The 18,078-nt window shown below is 61.7% G+C and carries 18 protein-coding genes and 1 tRNA gene; 8 read left to right on the forward strand and 11 right to left on the reverse strand.

Translation table 11 applies throughout. The features are described from left to right. Positions 1–780: a divergent polysaccharide deacetylase family protein gene (locus BM416_RS20290; protein WP_065940743.1), complete on the forward strand. Its 780-nt coding sequence runs from the start codon at positions 1–3 to the stop codon at positions 778–780. Here BM416_RS20290 and BM416_RS20295 read toward each other — a convergent pair. The 7 genes from BM416_RS20295 to BM416_RS20325 form a co-directional block, all read right to left on the reverse strand. After that, a complete protein-coding gene (locus tag BM416_RS20295; protein ID WP_092489246.1) occupies positions 771–1,526 on the reverse strand; it encodes a substrate-binding periplasmic protein in 756 nt (251 codons plus the stop codon). The genes BM416_RS20290 and BM416_RS20295 overlap by 10 nt on opposite strands. 66 nt (positions 1,527–1,592) lie before the next feature. Then, positions 1,593–2,363, reverse strand: coding sequence for an imidazole glycerol phosphate synthase subunit HisF (gene hisF / locus BM416_RS20300; RefSeq protein WP_003171107.1), 771 nt, complete (start codon positions 2,361–2,363; stop codon positions 1,593–1,595). Positions 2,364–2,372: 9 nt separating this feature from the next. After that, on the reverse strand, positions 2,373–3,110 hold the full coding sequence (hisA, locus tag BM416_RS20305) for a 1-(5-phosphoribosyl)-5-[(5-phosphoribosylamino)methylideneamino]imidazole-4-carboxamide isomerase (protein WP_027605077.1): 738 nt from the start codon (positions 3,108–3,110) through the stop codon (positions 2,373–2,375). 39 nt (positions 3,111–3,149) lie between these two features. After that, positions 3,150–3,407: a DUF2164 domain-containing protein gene (locus BM416_RS20310; RefSeq protein WP_027605078.1), complete on the reverse strand. Its 258-nt coding sequence runs from the start codon at positions 3,405–3,407 to the stop codon at positions 3,150–3,152. Beyond that, positions 3,408–4,046, reverse strand: coding sequence for an imidazole glycerol phosphate synthase subunit HisH (hisH, locus tag BM416_RS20315; protein ID WP_065946680.1), 639 nt, complete (start codon positions 4,044–4,046; stop codon positions 3,408–3,410). Next, on the reverse strand, positions 4,046–4,639 hold the full coding sequence (gene hisB / locus BM416_RS20320; RefSeq protein WP_017849940.1) for an imidazoleglycerol-phosphate dehydratase HisB: 594 nt from the start codon (positions 4,637–4,639) through the stop codon (positions 4,046–4,048). The genes hisH and hisB overlap by 1 nt, the downstream gene beginning before the upstream one ends. Positions 4,640–4,808: 169 nt before the next feature. Next, positions 4,809–6,470, reverse strand: a complete 1,662-nt coding sequence (locus tag BM416_RS20325) for an OFA family MFS transporter (RefSeq protein ID WP_065940740.1) — start codon at positions 6,468–6,470, stop codon at positions 4,809–4,811. 325 nt (positions 6,471–6,795) lie between these two features. Here BM416_RS20325 and BM416_RS20330 point away from each other — a divergent pair, with 325 nt between their 5' ends. The 4 genes from BM416_RS20330 to BM416_RS20345 all read left to right on the forward strand — a co-directional run bounded on the left by BM416_RS20330 (position 6,796) and on the right by BM416_RS20345 (position 10,518). After that, entirely contained in the window at positions 6,796–9,006 is a 2,211-nt protein-coding gene (locus BM416_RS20330; protein ID WP_092489247.1) for an AsmA family protein, read from the forward strand. Then, positions 9,003–10,070 carry an A/G-specific adenine glycosylase gene (gene mutY, locus BM416_RS20335; RefSeq protein WP_092489248.1) on the forward strand — a complete coding sequence of 356 codons (1,068 nt, stop codon included), beginning with the start codon at positions 9,003–9,005 and terminating at the stop codon, positions 10,068–10,070. Before BM416_RS20330 ends, mutY begins: the two co-directional genes overlap by 4 nt. After that, a complete protein-coding gene (locus tag BM416_RS20340; RefSeq protein ID WP_027605083.1) occupies positions 10,067–10,339 on the forward strand; it encodes an oxidative damage protection protein in 273 nt (90 codons plus the stop codon). Before mutY ends, BM416_RS20340 begins: the two co-directional genes overlap by 4 nt. A 103-nt stretch (positions 10,340–10,442) precedes the next feature. Continuing rightward, positions 10,443–10,518 (forward strand) — tRNA-Phe (locus tag BM416_RS20345). A gap of 129 nt (positions 10,519–10,647) precedes the next feature. On the opposite strand, the gene BM416_RS20350 is transcribed toward BM416_RS20345, so the two are convergent. From BM416_RS20350 to BM416_RS20360, 3 genes are all read right to left on the reverse strand, one after another. Further along, positions 10,648–10,923, reverse strand: coding sequence for a hypothetical protein (locus BM416_RS20350; RefSeq protein ID WP_092489249.1), 276 nt, complete (start codon positions 10,921–10,923; stop codon positions 10,648–10,650). Between the two features lie 88 nt (positions 10,924–11,011). Then, the gene (locus BM416_RS20355) at positions 11,012–12,616 is read right to left on the reverse strand and encodes a glycosyltransferase family 39 protein (protein WP_092489250.1); all 1,605 of its coding nucleotides are present in this window, start codon (positions 12,614–12,616) and stop codon (positions 11,012–11,014) included. A gap of 85 nt (positions 12,617–12,701) precedes the next feature. Next, positions 12,702–13,667 (reverse strand): arsenic resistance protein, encoded by a 966-nt coding sequence (locus BM416_RS20360; RefSeq protein ID WP_092489251.1) that lies wholly within the window; start codon positions 13,665–13,667, stop codon positions 12,702–12,704. A gap of 172 nt (positions 13,668–13,839) precedes the next feature. Here BM416_RS20360 and BM416_RS20365 point away from each other — a divergent pair, with 172 nt between their 5' ends. Next, positions 13,840–14,778, forward strand: a complete 939-nt coding sequence (locus tag BM416_RS20365) for an alpha/beta hydrolase family protein (protein WP_092489252.1) — start codon at positions 13,840–13,842, stop codon at positions 14,776–14,778. A gap of 17 nt (positions 14,779–14,795) precedes the next feature. Next, a complete protein-coding gene (locus BM416_RS20370) occupies positions 14,796–15,209 on the forward strand; it encodes a hypothetical protein (RefSeq protein ID WP_092489253.1) in 414 nt (137 codons plus the stop codon). A gap of 140 nt (positions 15,210–15,349) precedes the next feature. On the opposite strand, the gene gabP is transcribed toward BM416_RS20370, so the two are convergent. Continuing rightward, positions 15,350–16,741: a GABA permease gene (gabP, locus tag BM416_RS20375; RefSeq protein WP_090401045.1), complete on the reverse strand. Its 1,392-nt coding sequence runs from the start codon at positions 16,739–16,741 to the stop codon at positions 15,350–15,352. 555 nt (positions 16,742–17,296) lie between these two features. Between gabP and BM416_RS20380 the strand changes: the two genes are divergently transcribed. Further along, a complete protein-coding gene (locus BM416_RS20380) occupies positions 17,297–18,070 on the forward strand; it encodes an ABC transporter ATP-binding protein (RefSeq protein WP_027605090.1) in 774 nt (257 codons plus the stop codon). Positions 18,071–18,078: the final 8 nt, after the last annotated feature.

Here is an 18,078-nt window from a genome sequence, read left to right on the forward strand (position 1 = left end):
ATGCGTGTTGCCCTGATCATTGCTGTGCTGTGCAGCCTGGCAGGGGTCGCCCAAGCGGCCCCTGCCGGCGAATCCCACAAAGCCTACCTGACCCTTATCATCGACGACCTAGGGCAAAACCTGCCCCGGGATCGTCGCGTGCTGGCCCTGCCTGGACCGGTGACCACGGCGATCATGCCCGACACGCCCCACGCCGCCGAATTCGCCCGCGAAGCGCACAAGGCCGGCAAGATCGTGATCCTGCACATGCCCATGGACCCTGCCACCGGCCCGTTCGCCTGGCACCCTGAACTCTCCCTCGAAGAACTTGGCCAACGCCTGGACGCGGCCTTCAAGGCCGTGCCCTACACCGCCGGCATCAACAACCATATGGGCAGTCGCATGACCGCCCAGCCAGCCGCCATGGCCTGGCTGATGGCTGAACTGCAGCGGCGCAACAAGTTCTTCGTCGACAGCCGCACCAGCGCACAGACCGTGGCCGCCGCCGAGGCGCAGAAGATCGGCCTGGCCCATGTCTCGCGGGATGTATTCCTCGATGATGAGCGCACCGAAGCGGCGATTGCCACGCAGCTGCAAACCGCGATCAAGCTGGCGCATAAACAGGGTTCGGCGGTGATGATCGGCCACCCCTATCCGCAGACGCTGGCGGTGCTCGAGCGCGAATTGCCCAAGCTCCAGGCCCAGGGCATCGAGTGGATTGATATCAAGCTGATGATCAGTGTGCGCAGCAATCAAGCCATGGCGGGGCACGGCAAGAACGGCGTCTACCGCTACAAATAGTCCGCCATGATCTGTTCCACCCGCCCTTCAGAGCGCAACTGATCCAACGCTGCCTGCAGCCTGGCCACCGTCTCATCCGGTACGTCCTTGTTCAGCGCCAGGTACAACTGGGCGCTGTTGAACCGCAGCACAGTCTTGAGCCCGATCACACCGACCTGGCGCGCCAGGTAACGCCCGGCCGGATCGCCGGTGGCCCACAGGTCGATCTGGCCATCCACGAGCTTTTGCGCGTTGTCCTGGTCACGCAACACCACCACCGGGTTAAGGCCCTGCTTCTCCAGGGTCTCGGCGATGGCATCGCCTTTATAGGCGCCGATCCTGTAGCGGCGCGCGTGCTCCAGGTCGTCGAGCTGGATCTTGCTGTCGGCCTTGGCCAGCAGCACCCAGTCGTCCGGGCCAATGGGGCCGACCCACTTGAACAACGCTTCCCGATCCGGCAGGCGCGCCATCACAAACACGCCATAACCGGGTTTCTCCAGGGCAAGCTTGTAGATTCGCTCCCAGGGAAAACGCAGGGTGAGATTGTAGGAAATGCCGGCACGCTTGAAGGTTTCGCGCACGATGTCCACGGCGATGCCTTCGATGTTCTCGTCCCTGGCGAAGTTCTTGCCGTTCTTGGCCATGTTGTAGGGCGGGAAATTTTCCGTCAGCAATACCAGGGAAGCGTCGGACGGCTCTTCGGCGTGGGCCGCACTCACCATGAAGATGGAGGTGCTGGCGAGGGCAAGCAGCAGGGTCTTGAACATGAAGGCTACCGGAATCCATGGCAAGCGCAGAGAGTGCCGCGCGCCTGCCATGGTGTCCAGCAACGTTTAGCGAACGACGATACCGCGCGCCGCCATGTAGGCCTTGGCCTCGGGAACGGTGTATTCGCCAAAGTGAAAAATACTCGCCGCCAGCACCGCGCTGGCATGGCCTTCGATCACGCCGTCGGCCAGGTGTTGCAGGTTACCGACGCCGCCGGAAGCGATCACCGGAATACCCAGCGCATCGCTGATGGCGCGGGTCACGCCCAGGTCGAAGCCGTTCTTCATGCCGTCCTGGTCCATGCTGGTCAGCAGGATTTCCCCGGCGCCCAGGCCTTCCATCTTCATCGCCCACTCCACCGCGTCCAGGCCGGTCGGCTTGCGACCGCCATGGGTGAAGATCTCCCAGCGCGGGGTTTCGCCCGGGCCGGAGACTTTCTTGGCGTCGATGGCGACCACGATGCATTGCGAGCCGAAGTGCTGTGCGGCTTCGCCGACGAACTCCGGGTTGAACACCGCAGCAGTGTTGATCGAGACCTTGTCCGCACCGGCATTGAGCAGGTTGCGGATGTCCTGCACGGTGCGCACGCCACCGCCCACGGTCAGCGGGATAAACACCTGGCTGGCCATGCGCTCGACGGTATGCAGCGTGGTGTCGCGGCCGTCGACGCTGGCGGTGATGTCGAGAAAAGTAATCTCGTCGGCACCCTGCTCATCGTAGCGACGGGCGATTTCCACCGGGTCGCCGGCGTCACGGATGTTCTCGAACTTGACGCCCTTGACCACGCGACCGTTGTCGACGTCCAGGCAAGGGATGATGCGTTTGGCCAGCGCCATGGTCAGTCCTCAGCCGTTGTAGGCATCGCAGTAAGCCTGGGCTTCGGCGACGTCCAGGGTACCTTCGTAGATCGCGCGGCCGGTGATGGCGCCGATGATGCCGGGGGCCTTGGCGTCCAGCAGTGACTTGATGTCACCGAGGTTGTGAATGCCGCCGGAAGCGATCACCGGAATCTTCGTCGCCGCCGCCAGCGCAGCGGTGAACGGCACGTTGCAGCCCTGCATCATGCCGTCTTTGGCGATGTCGGTATAAACGATGGCGGACACGCCGTCGGCTTCGAACTGCCTGGCCAGGTCGATGACTTGCACGGTGCTGATTTCAGCCCAGCCGTCGGTGGCGACGAAACCGTCCTTGGCGTCCAGGCCCACGATCACTTTGCCCGGGAACGCGCGGCAGGCTTCGGCAACGAAGGCCGGGTCTTTCACGGCCTTGGTGCCGATGATCACGTAGCTCACGCCGGCCTTGACGTAATGCTCGATGGTTTCCAGGGAGCGGATACCGCCGCCGATCTGGATCGGCAGGTTCGGGTAGCGCCTGGCGATCGCGGTGACCACCTCGCCGTTGACCGGCTGGCCTTCGAAGGCGCCGTTCAAGTCCACCAGATGCAGACGCCGGCAGCCCCCTTCCACCCATTTGGCAGCCATGCTCACCGGGTCATCGGAGAACACGGTGGAATCTTCCATACGGCCTTGGCGCAGACGGACGCAGGCGCCGTCCTTGAGATCGATAGCGGGGATAATCAGCATCTGGCAAACCTTATTCGATATTCAGCAATGCTTGGGAAATCAGGGTTTCTCAAGCGACCACAGGTCGCTTTCGATGCTTTCGAACCTTTCTTTAAGGAGCGTCTGCGTATCGAAAATCGCCCTGTTGTAATAGTGCGGAGCCACTTCGGTGGTGAACAGCTCAAGAATCTCGGCGACCTCGAACGAGCCCAGCTTGAGCTCGAAGCGGTCTTCCATGAAGCGTTTGATCTTGAGGGTAGCCTCACTTTCCTGCTCCGGCGTGAGGGTCAAGATCGGCAGCTTCGGCTTCCTGGCCATTTACCAGCGCCCATCCCAGGCGGCGAAGTTCTGCAGCAATTGCAGGCCATGGGTATGGCTCTTCTCCGGGTGGAACTGCACGGCAAAACGCGAACCTTCGGCCAACGCTGCGGCGAAGTCGACGCCGTAGTGCCCACCACCCACCACCTGGCGCGGTTTACCGGCGGCGATGTAGTAGCTGTGCACGAAGTAGAAGCGCGCCATGTCCGGGATGTCGTGCCACAGCGGGTGATCCACTGTCTGGCTGACTTCGTTCCAGCCCATGTGCGGGACTTTCAGGTGGGCACCGTCTTCGTGCAGGTCCTTGCCGAAGAACTTCACCTGGCCGGGGAACAGGCCGATGCAGTCGACGCCGTCGTTCTCTTCACTGCGATCGAGCAAGGCTTGCATGCCCACGCAGATGCCGAGGAACGGACGATCCTGGCTGACTTCGCGCACCAGGCTGTCAAAGCCCAGGCGGCGGATCTCGGCCATGCAATCGCGGATCGCGCCCACACCGGGGAACACCACGCGGTCGGCTTCGCGAATCACGTTGGCATCGCTGGTGATCAGCACCTTGCCGGCCCCTACGTGTTCGAGGGCCTTGGCCACCGAGTGCAGGTTGCCCATGCCGTAATCGATAACCGCGACCGTCTGCATTACAGGACGCCCTTGGTCGAGGGCATCTGCCCGGCCATGCGCTCATCCAGCTCCACGGCCATGCGCAGCGCGCGGCCGAAAGCCTTGAACACGGTTTCGATCTGGTGGTGGGTGTTGGTGCCGCGCAGGTTGTCGATGTGCAGGCTGACGAGTGCGTGGTTGACGAAGCCCTGGAAAAATTCCTGGAACAGGTCGACGTCGAAGCCGCCCACGGTGGCGCGGGTGTACGGCACGTGCATCTGCAGGCCTGGGCGGCCGGAGAAGTCGATGACCACACGCGACAGCGCTTCGTCCAGCGGGACATAGGCGTGGCCGTAGCGACGGATGCCTTTTTTGTCGCCGATGGCCTTGGCAAACGCCTGGCCGAGGGTGATGCCTACGTCTTCCACCGTGTGGTGGTCGTCGATATGCAGGTCGCCCTTGCTGACGATATCCAGGTCGATCAGCCCGTGACGGGCGATCTGGTCCAGCATGTGCTCAAGAAAAGGTACACCGATATCAAATCGGGCCTTTCCGGTGCCATCCAGGTTGATCGAGGCTTTGATCTGGGTTTCCAGAGTGTCGCGCTCGACGGACGCCTTACGTTCGGCCATCACCAGCTCCGCAAAATCATTGGGCGAAAAAGGCAGCCATTATAGGGGCGCGGGCGCTAAACAGAAACATCGAAGGGGATAAGACTGACGAGTTGAGGCGGGGAATGTCGGGGATAGACATGTATACACAAGCGGGCGCTCCAGGATGGTGCGCCCGCTTGTATTCAACTTAGTGGAACAGTACCGCCGTCTTCTGCAGGGTCACCCACACACCCCACGCCAACGGAATACCCACAACCAGCCAGGCCGCGATCGCCAATGGCACGGTGCCGGGCGCCGCTTTCCACTCCAGGGAAGTGCTGGCATCAGCCCCTTTGTCATGGCCCAGCGCTTGCTCTGCGGCAAGTTCTGCATCGGTCATGAAGTACTTGTCGGCCACCGGGCGGACCAGCATGTTGCAGATAAAGCCCAGCACCAGCAGGCCGGCGAGTATGTACAAGGTGATGTCATAGGCCGCAGCGCGTTCAACGCCGATGCTCAGTTGATACTCACGCAGGTAGTTCACCAGCACCGGGCCCAGCACGCCCGCCGCTGCCCAGGCAGTCAGCAGGCGACCGTGGATCGCGCCGACCATCTGGGTACCGAACAGGTCGGCCAGGTAGGCCGGGACCGTCGCAAAACCACCGCCGTACATCGACAGGATGATGCAGAACGCCGCCACGAACAGCGCCACGTTGCCCAGGTGCCCCAGGTTCGGGATCAGCGCATACAGGGCAAAGCCCAGGGCGAAGAACACGAAGTAGGTGTTTTTACGCCCCAGGTAGTCGGAGAACGACGCCCAGAAGAACCGGCCACCGATGTTGAACAGGCTCAGCAGGCCGGTGAAGCCCGCAGCGATGGCGGCAATCGACGCCAATTGCCCGGCGTCCAGTTGGCCAAACGGCACATCGACACCCAGCAGCTTGCCACCGAACACTTCCTGCAGCAGCGGCGAAGCCATGCCGAGGATGCCGATACCGGCCGACACGTTCAGGCACAGCACCAGCCATACCAGGCGGAATTGCGGGGTTTTCCACGCCACATTCACGTGCACGTGACGGTGAGTGATCATCGCGTTACTGGCTTTTTTCGCCGGTGCGGTCCAGCCCTCAGGCTTCCAGCCAGTGGGGGGAACGCGGTAGGACAGCGCGCCGCCGATCATGAACACGAAGTAGATCGCAGCCATGACCAGGAAACTCTGCCATACGCCTACGCTGGTCGGCGAAGCAAAGTGCCCCATCAGCGCAGCAGCCAGCGGGGCGCCCACCATTGCGCCGCCGCCGAAGCCCATGATCGCCATGCCGGTGGCCATGCCGCGCTTGTCCGGGAACCACTTGATCAGGGTCGATACGGGCGAGATATAGCCCAGGCCCAGGCCGATACCGCCAATGACCCCGGAGCCGATCCACATCAGCCAGATCTGGTGGGTATAGATACCCAGCGCCGAGATCAGCAGGCCGCCGCACCAGCACAACGCCGACACAACACCGGCCTTGCGCGGCCCGGCATGTTCCAGCCAGCCACCCCAGATCGCTGCCGAGCAGCCCAGGAAGATGAAGAACAGGGTGTAGATCCAGCCCAGCATGGAGATGGGCCAGTCGCATTGGGATGAGAAGACCTGGGCGATGAAGCTCATGTCCGGTGCACAGGCGACAGGCTTGGTGATACCCAGCGCCTTGGACAACGGCAACCAGAACACCGAGAAGCCGTAGGCCATGCCGATGCACAGGTGGATGGCCAGGGCGGCCGGTGGAACCAGCCAGCGGTTGAAGCCGGGCTTGGCGATAATGCGCTCCTTCGACAGGAACGCAGGCTGGGCGGCGGTAGTGCCGGCCACAGTGCTAGTGCTCATTGATGAATCCCCCAGTTATTAGTATGCGTTCGTCAGGCGCTCTCTCCCTCGGCCTTGCACGCAAAGCGTGGCCGTTTTTGTAGAGTGAAGCTCCATTTTGGCGCGACGATAAGTCGCAGAAGGCGAACGAACGGCTGAAGATTAGCATTAGCGGATGACAGAAAAACCAAAATGACATCATCTTTTTGCGATTTTTCGGTTTTATTGGCGTCAAAAACCCGCTTCCCGACCTGTGGATACAATGTAACGATCGGTGACCTGACGCAGGCCGTCGGGCGTTATACTCTGCGGCTAAATTTTGAAATCGACATACAAGGACTCGCCCATGAAAGCGTTCGGCAAAATCCTGGGTCTGGTACTTCTCGGGCTGTTGCTGATCATTGTGGCTCTGGGCTTTGCCCTGACCCATCTCTTCGATCCCAACGACTATAAAGACGAGATTCGCCAGATTGCCCGCGACAAGGCCCACATCGAGCTGACGCTCAATGGCGATATCGGCTGGAGCCTGTTCCCCTGGCTCGGCCTGGAACTGCACGAAGCCAGCGTGGCGACCCTGACCACGCCGACCCAACCCTTCGCCGACCTGCAAATGCTTGGCCTGTCGGTGCGCGTGCTGCCGCTGCTGCGTCGCGAAGTACAGATGAGCGATGTGCGTGTCGAAGGCCTGAACCTGCGCCTCAACCGCGACAAGCAGGGCCATGGCAACTGGGAAGACATCGGCAAGAACGCGCCGGTGGCAACTGCCGGAACCCCCGCGCCGGCGCAAGCGCCTGCCGAGCCCGAAGCGGAAAAACCGTCCAAGCCGATCCGCCTGGATATCGACAGCCTGACGGTCAACAACGCCCGCGTCGAATACAACGATGAACAGACCGGCAAGCAATTCAGCGCCGAAAGTATCCAGCTGAGCACCGGCGCCGTGCACGAAGGCGCGAGCATCCCGGTGAAACTCACCGCCTTCTTCGGCAGCAACCAGCCGGTGATGCGCGTCAAGACCGAGCTCAACGGCAACCTGCGTATCGAGCGCGCGCTCAAGCGCTACCAGTTCGAAGACATGAAAGTCACCGGCGAAGCCACTGGCGAGCCGCTGCAAGGCAAGACCGTGACCTTCTCCACCCAGGGCCAGCTACTGGTGGACCAGGCGGCCAATATCGCCGAATGGACCAACCTGAAGCTCTCGGCCAACCAGTTGCGCGCCTTGGGCGAACTGAAGGTCAACGACCTGGACAAGACCCCGCAGCTCAACGGCGCGCTGTCCATCGCCCAGTTTGACCTGGCCAAGTTCCTCGACAGCGTCGGCAACCCGCTGCCGCCCATGGCCGAGGGCAGCCTGAGCAAGGTCGAGCTGGTCAGCCGCCTCAAGGGCACGCCGACCAGCCTGGCGCTGGAAGACCTGAACCTGAAACTCGATGGCAGCACCTTTACCGGTCGTATCGCCGTGGACGACTTTGCCAAGCAGGCGCTGCGCGTGCAGCTCAAGGGCGATACCTTCAACGCCGACAACTACCTGCCGGCCAAGTCCGAATCCGCCAAGGGCGCGACCGCCGCCCGCCAGGCCGAGGTGCAGAACAGCGAAGCCGGCGCCATGGCGGCCGGGGGCACCACGCCACTGCCGGAAGCACCGACCAAAGGCGCCTGGAGCACCGACAAACTGCTGCCACTGGCCCATCTGCGCAAGCTGGATGTGAATGCCGACCTCGCCTTCGACCAACTGACCCTGAGTAAATTGCCGATCCAGAATGCCGCGCTGAAAGCGTCCGGCGTCGACGGCCAACTCAAGCTCGACACCCTGAGCGGCGGGCTCTACAACGGCACCTTCCAGGCCAACGGCAGCCTGGACGTGCGCCAGGACATTCCGCTGCTGGCCCTGCAAAGCCGGATCAGGCAGGTGCCGGTCGAACGCATCCTGCAGGCCCAGGGGCAAACGCCGCCGGTGAAAGGCCAGGTCACCCTCGACAGCAACCTCAGCGGCCGCGGCAACAGCCAGAAAGCCCTGATCGACAGCCTCAACGGTACCGCCAGCTTTGTGATCAACAACGGCGTGCTGCTCAACGCCAACCTCGAGCAGCAACTGTGCACCGGTATCGCCCTGCTCAACCGCAAGACCCTGAGCGGCGAACAACGCGGCAAGGACACCCCGTTCCAGGAGTTGAAGGGCAACCTGACCTTCCGTAACGGCGTCGCCAACAACCCCGACCTGAAAGTGCGCATCCCCGGGCTGGCGGTCAATGGCAACGGTGACGTCGACCTGCGCGTACTGGGCATGGATTACCGCGTCGGCATCATCGTCGAAGGCGACCAGCGCGAAGTACCGGACCCGGCCTGCGAAGTCGGCGCCAACTTCCAGGGCATCGAAGTGCCGCTGCGCTGCCGTGGCCCACTGGAACTCGGTGCCAAGGCCTGCCGCCTGGACAAGGACAGCCTGAGCCAGGTCGCGATCAAGGCGGCCGGCAACAAGCTCAGCGAGAAGCTGGAAGAGAAGCTCGACAAGGTCAATCCGCAGCTCAAAGATGCTTTGAAAGGCCTGTTCAAACGATGAAAAACGAGCAGTTTTCAACGGCGGTGCTGGACTGGTACGACCGCCACGGCCGCCATGACCTGCCCTGGCAACAGGGCATCACGCCTTACCGGGTGTGGGTTTCGGAGATCATGCTGCAGCAGACCCAGGTCAGCACGGTGCTCAATTACTTCGACCGCTTCATGGCCTCCCTGCCAACGGTCGAAGCCCTGGCCGCCGCGCCGGAGGACGAAGTGCTGCACCTGTGGACCGGCCTGGGTTATTACACTCGGGCGCGCAACCTGCAAAAAACCGCGAAAATCATCGTGGCCGAGTACGGCGGCGAGTTTCCCAGGGATGTGGAAAAACTCACCGAGTTGCCCGGCATCGGCCTGTCCACCGCCGGCGCGATTGCCAGCCTGAGCATGGGAATGCGCGCGCCGATCCTCGACGGCAACGTCAAACGCGTGCTGGCGCGCTTCACCGCACAAGAGGGCTACCCCGGCGAACCCAAGGTGGCCAAGCAGCTGTGGGCCACCGCGGAGCGCTTCACACCCCATGACCGTGTCAACGCCTACACCCAGGCGATGATGGACATGGGCGCCACCCTCTGCACCCGCAGCAAGCCCAGCTGCCTGCTGTGCCCGCTGGAAAAAGGCTGTGAAGCCCACCTGCTCGGCCTGGAGACACGCTACCCGATCCCCAAGCCGCGCAAGAGCATCCCGCAGAAGCGCACGCTGATGCCGATGCTGGCCAATGCCGAAGGCGCCATCCTGCTTTACCGTCGCCCTTCCACCGGCCTGTGGGGCGGCTTGTGGAGCCTGCCCGAACTGGACGACCTGCAAGACCTCGAACACCTGGCCAACCAGCACGCACTCGAGCTGGGCGAGCACCAGGCACTACCGGGGCTGATCCACACCTTCAGCCACTTCCAGCTGGCCATCGAACCCTGGCTGGTGCAGGTCGAGGAATCCGCCCATCACGTGGCCGAGGCCGACTGGCTCTGGTATAACCTCGCCACCCCGCCGCGCCTGGGCCTTGCCGCCCCGGTAAAGAAACTGCTGAAACGCGCGGCCGATGTATTGAACGCAGGAGAGTCGTCATGACCCGCACCGTAATGTGCCGCAAGTACAACGAAGAATTGCCAGGCCTGGAACGCCCTCCGTACCCAGGTGCGAAGGGCCAGGACATTTTCGATCACATCTCCGCCCAGGCATGGGGCGACTGGCTGAAACACCAGACGCTGCTGATCAATGAAAAACGCCTGAACATGATGAACGCCGAAGACCGTAAATACCTGTCAGGCGAAATGGACAAGTTCTTTTCCGGCGAGGATTACGCCAAGGCTGACGGCTACGTGCCGCCTGCTCAATAATTGATCAAAAATCGGGGTCGGCACGTAAGCGACGGTAATAATTAAATATTTTTTGAAAACTTGCTTGACGACCCCCTGAAAAACCCGTTTAATGCGCCCCGTTGCCCAGATAGCTCAGTCGGTAGAGCAGGGGATTGAAAATCCCCGTGTCGGCGGTTCGATTCCGTCTCTGGGCACCACTCATTAGTTTCAGGTGGTGCCAAAACCACCCGAAAGCCCACAAGAAACCCGCCCAGTGCGGGTTTTTTGTTGTCCGGGATTTATAGATGCCGCCTGGGGCGATCGAGCATCGCCCCAGAGGATTTCAGTTAGCTGCGATCCGACATCAATGTGAACACCGCCACCCGCTCCTGATCGGATATCTCAAAGCCGCGCTCTTCCACCCGATCCAGCCAGCCCTGGGCTGACAGCTGCTCGCCAAAGCGTACCAGGCGCCCGTAACGCTCGAAGACCGCCCTCAACACATTGATCATCGCCGGATAGCTGCAGCCACCATCGAAGCCAATGCTCAGCCTTCCGATTCGCGAGCGCTCAATTACATAGCCACTGACGGGCCGGTCAAAGTCCTTTTTCGTCATATCCATGCGCTTCCAATACGGCAAGTTCAAAAAACGGCACAGCCAATATCACCGACCGGTCACTCGATCGGCAAACATACAGCAAGGTGCCGGTTCACTTCAGCAAAAACACCATCAGCGGGTTGTCGTTCAATCGCCCTTCAAGGCTCGGCTGCAGGCGCTCCAGGGGCGTTCCCGGCAACAGCGCCGTTTCCTTGCGTGCCACGATCACCCAGGCAGGACGGGGCAAAGCATCCAGCCGTCCAACCTCGTTACCCGCGATAAACACGGGCTGCTCGTCGTGGTCCAGGTTCATCATGTAGCGCACGGCCCAGGTATCACGCCCCAGATTGAGAAACACCAAGGTACCCGGCTGCTTCACGCGAAGCGCCTCCACCTGCCCCACAAATCTCCGGGTATCGAACTGCAAATCCTTGGCCGGCTCCACGACAGCCACCAACACCAGCCATTGCGCCGCCAATGCAACGAGGCTGAGCCACACCAGTCGCTGCGGCCGTCGCCAGACACCCAGCGCCGCCACTTGCAGCACCAACAGGACAGCAATCAGTAGCGGCAACGAAACGTTAGGCCAGTAACCGTGCTTCTGCCACCCATGCCGACAGACAAACACGGCAACCACGCACAGCGCCGGCAGCGCCGCGACAAGCCACTCGTAGCCCCTGCGCACGCCCGAAAGCCAGCCTTGCGCCTGAAGCAGCCCATAGGCCGCGACAGCCGCAAACATCGGCACCATGGGCAGAATGTAATAGGCACGCTTGAAATGCGGCACCGACAAGCCCAGCAGGATCATCAACCCACAGGCACCGAGCCGCACCACCAATTGCACCGGGTCATCAAACCGCTCCGCCCAACGATGACGCAGCGCAACCAATGTGACCAACGCCAGCGGCACCACGGGGAAGTAACGGTACAGGCTCAGCTGGAAGTAGAAATAGAACGGCTCGCCGCTTTCATCAAGGCGCCCGCCCACTTGCATCTTGAACACTTCATCGGCAAACCCATCGCCGCCGCTGATGCGCGCCAGCTTCACCAACAGCCACCAACAGGCCGCCAGCAACACCAGGCCAACGATGCCGTGGATCAACACCTGCCTGACCCGCGCTCCAGGTCTGCCCAGTGCCCAATACACGCACACCACGCCGCAGACCTCGATCAAGCCCAGCGGGCCGCGTATCGCGAAACCCAGGATGAACAGCGGGAACACCGCAAGTTGCCTGAGCCGTGAGCCCAGGCGCGCACCACTGTGCAGCAGGTAGAAACTGCCGACACACAACAACGCCACCATCTGGTCCAGGCATACCGAGCGGGACTTCTCGAGCAATTGGGTAGTGAGCAACGTCAGCAGCACCGTGAGCAACGCCCACGGGCGACTCGCCGGGACCAGCAAGCGATAGATCAAGGCTACGACCCCGGCGGATGCAAGGGCAGTGGGCAGCACATTGGCCAAATGGTTGGGCGCACCGAACAACCGGGCAAATACGTAACTGAAGAAGGTCGCGGTACCAGGGTAGTCCGCGTAAGGCTGCCCATAGGTGGTGGGGAAAAGACTCGCGCCATGGCGAAACATTTCCTGCAGAAACAGCGCCCAGCGACCGTCAAAGCCCTGGGGCTGCTGGTCCCAGATACCCAGCGTGAACAGCAACAGCGCGAACAGGAAAATGCCCAGGGACTCCAGGCGGAAACGGTTGCAGTGATCCATGGGCTGGCCTGTCAGGTAGGGAACGCCGACCTAGGGTGCCGAACGTATCCCTAATAGCACCTGAACAAACCTGAACATTCACGTTTCACCGACCTGCAGGCCACACCAGCCTCGGGATCAGGCGCACGTAGATCAACTCGCCCACCAACTCGACCAGGGTTTGCAGGATCACCGCCGTCGCCGCCACGCCGCGCACGTCTTCTGGCAACGCCAGGGCCAGCGGCAACACCACCAATGAGTTACGCGTCGATGCGCTGAACGTCACCGCCCGTGCCGTCGCCGCCGGCAGCGCGAACAGCCTCGCAGCCAACGCCCCGATCACCGGCGCCAGCAACAGGAACGCCACGTACACCGGGATCACCGGCAGCAACAGGTTAATGTCACGCACCACCGAAGTGATTTGCGAACCGATCACCACCACCAACACCAGCGCCATCGCCGGCACCGGCAACCATGCCCAGGCGTCGCTCCACGCACTGACGCCCGATGAGCGCCGCGCCAGGAATGTGGTGATCACCGCCAGCCCCATGGGCAGCACGATCAACAACAGGAACGCCTCGATAAACGGCCCCGCCTGCACCACCCCCCCGGACTGCGCCCCCAGCATCAACCCCAGGTACACCGGTAACAGCAGCAACTGCAGCAACAACAGCACCGGCGTCGCCGCCAGCATCAAGCGCGAGTCGCCTTTACCGATATGGGTAAACACCACTACATAGTCGATACACGGCGTCAGCAACACCAGCAATGCGCCCACCAGCAACGCAGGGCGCTCCACCAGGCCACGGGTCAAGGCCCAGACCAGCAACGGCACGAGGATGAAATTGGCCAGCAGCAGCGCCGACAGAAAACGCTTGTGGCCCAAGCCCTGGCGCAGGTCCAGAAAAGGAATTTGCAGGAACATCGCATACATCAACACCGCGATGGCGGGCGTGACCAGCGCGCCGAGGCCCTGGGTCAACGAAGGCGCGAGCAGGCCGAAAGCACCAGCCAGGAGGACAGCGGCGAAGTAGACGGGGATCTGGTGGTGTTCGAGGGTGTCGCGGGTCATGGTCGAGCTCAGATCAATCGAAAGATCGTCAGCCTATGCACCCAAAGGGCCAAGGTCGAGCGTCATGGCCATCTTCACACCCATGGCGCGCTAAATTTGTTAATTTCGACTCCCTATAAAAAGCGCGTGAGCCTCCAAGCACCACAAAAAAGCGCACGGATCGAGCGGACCTATGAACCTGCCAACCCGCCCCACCCAAGAAGCATTCCTCGAATCCGCCGCAGACGGCCACCCCCTCGGCGGCTTCACCTGGCGCCACCCGCGCACCGACCTAGAACGCCCGGTCGTCATCATCAACGCCGCCACCTCCGTGCGTTGCCGCCATTACTCACGTTTCGCCGACTACCTGTTCGCCAACGGCTTCGACGTGATCACCTACGACTATCGCGGCATCGGCGAGTCCCGCAGCGGTTCGTTGCGTGGGTTCAAGGCGTCGTGGTCGGATTGGGGCACGCTGGATTTCGAAGCGATCCTGCTGCGGGCACAGCGGGAGTTTCCAGGCCAGCCGATTGATGTGGTCGGCCACAGTTTTGGCGGCTGTGCGGCGGGGTTGGGGGCATCCGGCGCGGTGATCCGGCGAATCGTGACCGTGGGCGCGCAGTTCGCCTACTGGCGCGATTACGCCGCCGCCGGGCGCTGGCAGATGTTTGCCAAATGGCATGTGGTAATGCCGATGGTCACGGCACTCTGCGGGTATTTCCCCGGCAAGCGCCTGGGTTGGCTGGAGGATACGCCGGCAGGCGTGGTGCGCGACTGGAGCACGCCAACGCCCAGGTATGAGACGCGGCCCAGCGGGCGGGCCCTGGCGGACTTGCCATTCAGTCGCGTGAAGGCGCAGGTGCTGGCGATCAGCATCACCGATGACCCCTTCGGCACTGTGGCGGCGATTGAACGGTTGCTGGGTTACTTCGATGGCAGCGAGCGCACCCATCTGCGCATCGCCCCGGAAGACATCGGCGAAAAACAGGTCGGACATTTCGCGTTCTTTCGCAGCGAGTATCAGGATCGATTGTGGCCGATTGCACTAGCATGGCTGCAACACGGTCAATTAACGGCGGATACCCTTGGGATTTCCCTCAACCTGCGCTTCAATACCCCACCCAGATCCTGACCCAAGGACGTGAGCCCATGGCCTCGCCGAACAAGCAGCAAAAACGTGCCCACCGGGCCAAGGCCAAGGCCAAGCAGAACCGCACCCAGCGCGCCGTCGCGAACAAGCCGGATGCGTTTGCCGGCGATGACGACCGCATTGACCTTGAGTCGGTGGATTTGACCGAGCTGTTCGTGGAGATGCGCACCGCCGGCGAGACCAGCCAGCAGGCCCTCTGCGCGGTATTCCTGGCCCACCCGCTGCTCGCGCTGGTGCTGGAGCAGGAAGGCGAAGAAGAAGCCACCGACTTTATCCTGGCGGCACTGATCGAGTATCGGCAGTGGGCCACCGACAGCGACGATGAAGCCGCCGCACTGGCGTGGATCGAGTCGCCGCAGTTCCAGGCGGATTACGTCGCCGCCTCCCAGGCCCTCACCAACTCCCAAGACTGACGCAAAACAAAATGTGGGAGGGGGCTTGCCCGCGATAGCGTGGTATCAGTCAATTAGATGTCGACTGACGCACCGCTATCGGGGGCAAGCCCCCTCCCACATTTGAACTGCGGCGCAATCAAGCACCGCATTCCATCACATCAATTCAGCACCGCAGCGCCCACTCTCTGCGCCTTGCGACGGCTGGACACAAACAACCCCGCCGCCACTACCAGCAAGCTCAAGACCCCAGTCGCGATGATCTCGACCCGATGCGCTTCCTGGAACAGCATGATGGTCAATGTGCCGACGATGAATACCATCACCGCGTAGGTCAGGCCTGGGAACAGCCACATCTTGAAGACAATTTTCTCGCCCGCCGCCATGCGCTTCTGGCGCATACGCAGTTGCGACACTGCAATCACCAGATACACCAGCAACGCGATGGCGCCAGAGCTGGCCAGCAGGAATTCGAACACTGCAGCCGGCGCCACGTAGTTGGCAAATACCGCCAGGAACGCCGCGCCGGTGGACAGCAATACCGCCCAGTAAGGCGTGCCGCTCTTGTTGGTGCGCTTGGCCACGGCCGGTGCATCGCCGCGACGGCCCAGGGAGAACAGCATGCGCGAAGCGGTGTACAGCGCCGAGTTCAGGCAGCTGGTCACGGCAACCAGGACCACCAGGTCGACGATCAGCTTGGCGTTCGGGATACCCATGCGTTCCAGCACGGTCTGGTAGGAACCTACCGCCGCCAGGGTCGGATCATTCCAAGGCACCAGGGACACGACGATGAAGATCGACAACAGGTAGAACAAACCAATCCGCCAGATCACCGAGTTGGTGGCCTTGGTGATTTGCTGGCCTGGGTTCTTCGATTCAGCGGCGGCGATGGTGACGATCTCGGTGCCCATGAAGGAGAACATGGTGGTCAGGATCGCGGCCAATACCGCGCCCATGCCGTTGGGCATAAAGCCTTGGGTGTCAAACAAGTGGGAAACGCCGCTGACCTGGCTGGTGGGCAGGAAGCCGAAAATCGCCGCCAGGCCGAGGATCACAAAGCCCACGATCGCCACGACCTTGATCAACGCAAACCAGAACTCGAACTCACCGTAGTTCTTCACGCTGAACAGGTTGGTGGCCGTCAACAGCAAGGTAATGATCAGCGTGAAGGCCCAGATGGCCACATCCGGGAACCAGGCGTGGAGAATGGTCGCGGCGGCGTTGGCTTCCAATGGAATCACCAGCACCCAGAACCACCAGTACAACCAGCCGATGGTAAAGCCGGCCCAGTGACCGATCGCACGGTCGGCATAGGTGGAGAACGAACCGGTGTCCGGCGACGCCACGGCCATTTCGGCCAGCATGCGCATCACCAAGACCACCAGCGTACCCGCTGCGGCATATGCCAGCAGGACCGCAGGGCCGGCGGCAGCAATCGCGTGGCCGGAGCCGACAAACAAACCGGCACCAATGACGCCGGCAATCGACAGCATGGTGACGTGACGCGGTTTGAGCCCCTGTTCGAGGTCATTGGAGCTTTGCGTACTACTCATTGACACACCTTTGCGAGGAATTGCGAAAACGGTCCGCCCGGCCTGGGTTCTTCCTCGTGAAAAGAAACCAACAGGGCGTTCTTTATTTTTTACGCAAGATTTGCGCCAAAATGTTACAAAACCGCGATTGACGCGGCCTGTAGGACGATTCAACAGTCATCGCAAGTCATTGAGAACAATGGCATTCCGCTATAGCGTTACCGTGCGACTCACTTTCAAGACGAACAAGTGCACCAAAAACACACACGAAAAGTACGCAGCGCGCCATAAAAGGGCCGATAGCTACCGTTTGCCCGTTTAACCCTTCCAACACCCGGCCAAAGCTGGCACCATCGCGCCCTTTTTCACGCGAAGCCTGCGAATTCACGGGTTAAAACGGTTGTTCGGTTGTTGATGGCGCGACACCCTGCTGTGCCGATGCGACACCCTGCCGCACACCGCCCGTTTACCGCCCGCCACGCTGTTGGCCGCCATCAGGACGCTATGCTAGCTTGGCGCCTCGCCAGGAAGGCGGCCCAACAGCGAAGATCGCAATGAACACAATGAGGACCCCACATGGCCGAGGCCACGCCCGCGCTTGAAATCCGCAACTTGCATAAACGCTATGGTGAGCTGGAGGTACTCAAAGGTATCTCGCTGACCGCTCGCGACGGCGATGTGATCTCGATCCTGGGTTCCTCCGGTTCCGGCAAGTCCACGTTCCTGCGCTGCATCAACCTGCTGGAAAACCCACACCAGGGCCAGATCCTCGTGGCCGGTGAAGAACTCAAGCTCAAGGCCGCGAAAAACGGCGAGCTGCAGGCCGCCGACGGCAAGCAGATCAACCGCCTGCGCAGCGAAATCGGTTTTGTGTTTCAAAACTTTAACCTGTGGCCGCACATGAGCATCCTCGACAACATCATCGAGGCCCCTCGCCGCGTGCTCGGCCAAAGCAAGGCCGAAGCAATAGAAGTGGCCGAAGCCCTGCTGGACAAGGTCGGCATCGCCGACAAGCGCCATGCCTACCCCGCGCAATTGTCCGGCGGCCAGCAACAACGGGCGGCCATCGCGCGCACCCTGGCGATGCAGCCCAAAGTCATCCTGTTCGACGAACCCACTTCGGCGCTTGACCCGGAAATGGTCCAGGAAGTACTTAATGTGATCCGCGCGCTGGCCGAAGAAGGCCGTACCATGCTGCTGGTCACCCACGAAATGGGCTTCGCCCGTCAGGTCTCCAGTGAAGTGGTGTTCCTCCACCAGGGCCTGATCGAAGAGCAAGGATCGCCACAGCAGGTGTTTGAAAACCCGCTTTCGGCGCGCTGCAAACAATTCATGTCCAGCAACCGCTAACGGAGCAA

The sequence above is a fragment of the Pseudomonas sp. NFACC42-2 genome, from assembly GCF_900116055.1.
Taxonomy (GTDB): domain Bacteria; phylum Pseudomonadota; class Gammaproteobacteria; order Pseudomonadales; family Pseudomonadaceae; genus Aquipseudomonas; species Aquipseudomonas marginalis.